General features: G+C 56.8%; 2 protein-coding genes. Both read right to left on the bottom strand.

From position 1 onward, the window contains the following. Positions 1-25 precede the first annotated feature (25 nt). Positions 26-1,696 carry a trigger factor gene (tig, locus tag NW815_RS12950; protein ID WP_414416091.1) on the bottom strand — a complete coding sequence of 557 codons (1,671 nt, stop codon included), beginning with the start codon at positions 1,694-1,696 and terminating at the stop codon, positions 26-28. A gap of 76 nt (positions 1,697-1,772) precedes the next feature. Beyond that, positions 1,773-2,156: a lipopolysaccharide assembly LapA domain-containing protein gene (locus NW815_RS12945; RefSeq protein ID WP_011431755.1), complete on the bottom strand. Its 384-nt coding sequence runs from the start codon at positions 2,154-2,156 to the stop codon at positions 1,773-1,775. Between the last annotated feature and the right edge of the window lie 145 nt (positions 2,157-2,301).

Raw genomic sequence — 2,301 nt, 5'->3', positions numbered from 1 at the left:
GCGCGTAGCGCGGGTGTCGGGTAGTTTACTTGCCTTTTTTGTCCTTTTTGCTCGGCTTGGGCTTTTCTGCTGCCGGGATCTCTGTAGCGGTCTCTGCCGCTTTCTCCTCAACTGGGAGCGTTGCCTCTGCCGCAGAGGCTGAGACGGTTTCAGCAGGGGATGCTTCTACAGCCTTTTCTGTAGCTGGCTCGGCTTCCGCAGCTGCAGCTTCTCCATCCGTTTCCGCCCCCGTAGCCGTCTCTGAGGAGGATTCAACGGCCTCAGGGATCCCAGATACCTCTGCTTCTGGCTCATCGAACTTAAACTCGGCCTCTGGCACTTCAACCTTCTCCTCCGAGCCTGCCAAAGAAGTGGGCGCCTGGGTTGGATTCCCCTCGCTATCGACCCAGTTGACCGTGGTCTGAGACTTCAGCCAAGCCATCACCTTGTTGGTCAGCAAGCCTTCATAGACGGCTTGGCGTACTCGTTCCCGATCCAGCTTTTGGCCTTGCTGGGCGTAGGCCGCCATCACCTCTTCCACTTCCACGTCCAACTCCGTAGAGCCTACGGCAATTTGCTCTTGCCGAACGATGGCACTCAGGGCCAAGGTGCGCCGCAGCCGGTCGATGGCTTCGGGTCGGTGGCGCTCTTTCAACTGGTTAAGGGTTTCGGGAGGCAACTCGGACAAGAACTTACGGAGCTCCCCCGGCTTGATGCCTTCCTGCCGCAGGGCCTGGAGACTCTGGGCCAGCAGTTGTGTCGTTTCTTGTTCGATGAGGGTTTCCGGCAAATCCACCTCAGTAGTCTCCAAGATGGCGTTGAGGAGGGCGGTTTCCAGGTTCTCCTCGGATTGTCTCAGGGCATCCTGTTCAAGGCGCTTTTGCAAGTGCTCCCGCAGTTCGGCCACCGTTTGAAAGCTGCTGATCTCTTGCACAAAGGCATCATCCAATTCGGGCAGCTCTTTGGCCTTGATCTCCCTCAGGCAGACAGTGAAGGTAACCGTTTTCCCGGCCAACTCTTTTCTGAAGTAGTCGTCGGGGAAGGTGGCTGCGATCTCCTTGGTTTCGTCGAGCTGCATGCCCACGATGCCCGCCACAAAACCGGGGATGAAGTTGTCTTCCTTGAGTTCCAGCTGGAAGTCCTGGGTGGTCATCTCGTCGAGGGGATTGCCTTCTGCATCGCGGGCCTCAAAATCGATCACCACCACATCCCCCAACTGAGCAGGCCGATCTTCTACCGGCAAGAGGGTGGCCCGCTGATCCCGCCATCGGTCGATGAGCTGGTCAATTTGCTCAGGCTTGACGTCAACACGGGTTGCCGTAACGGTCAGCCCTTTGTATTGGCCAACGCGGGCTTCGGGGTACACCTCAACATATCCTGAGAAGCTGAAGTCTGCTTCGGGGTTGAACTGAGCCAAGAGCTGACCCACCTCATCATCCAGCTCGAACCGGCTAATGGGAGTGAGCCGAGCTTCCTTGAAAGCCTGTTGAATGGCCTCGCTGATCAGGTCATCCACAGCACTGGCCATGATGCGCTCGCGGCCCACCTGCCGCACAACGAGGTTGCGGGGGGCCTTGCCCTTGCGGAATCCCGGAATTTGGATATTCTGCTCCAGTTGACGCAAGGTTTTTTCGTAGGAGCGCTTCACCCGGTCGGCTTCTACCACGATTTTGAGACCGACCCGGCTGCCAGGGCGTTTTTCTTGGATAACCTGCATAGGAAGTATGAGCTAGGGAGAGGGGCAAGTAGAAGTTCAATTCTACCTCAACGGCCTGTGGGTCAACCTGGGGATTTTAGGCAGGGGATCCCTCGGTGGCCACTTCTTTCACATCCTGGATGTCCTCTTGGGGTTCGGCACGCTTGCTGGGAGGCAGTTGCTTCACTTTGGCTTCCAGCTCCACCACCATTTCCTTGAGTTCGGTGATGGTGACCTCCTTCTCCTGCAGTTGCCGATTTTTTTCCCGGGCTTCGATGCTGAACTGTACGCGCATCCAGAGGCTATACAGCCAGGCGAGGGCGGCCCCAATCCCGGCAGATGCCAGAAGTTCCATCACCAGAGGGCTTTCAACGCTGACGCCGGGGGCAAAAGTAACCGTGACCGGGGTGGCGTTTTGCATGGCAAAGAGGGCAATGGCCAGGAGGGCTGAAAACAAGATCAGGTAGTTGAACAGTCGCATCGTTTTTCTCCTCGAAGGGATCCACTACGGCTTGCCAGCACCAGAATACCCATAAACTCGGGCCGGTTTTTGAGAAAAATTCCCTCAGAAAAACCAGCCATAACTGTGTAAGCCTTTGCCCAGAAAGTTCACCCCCAGATAACAC

Source organism: Synechococcus sp. R6-7, assembly GCF_047461695.1.
Classification (GTDB): Bacteria; Cyanobacteriota; Cyanobacteriia; order Thermostichales; family Thermostichaceae; genus Thermostichus.
The sequence above is the reverse complement of the archived record's forward strand: the minus strand, read 5'-3'. Positions and strand labels throughout refer to the sequence as shown.

Coding starts and splice junctions, on each gene's coding strand:
- NW815_RS12945 (WP_011431755.1), bottom strand. CDS start 2,156: ATGCGACTGTTCAACTACCTGATCTTGTTTTCAGCCCTCCTGGCCATT.
- tig (WP_414416091.1), bottom strand. CDS start 1,696: ATGCAGGTTATCCAAGAAAAACGCCCTGGCAGCCGGGTCGGTCTCAAA.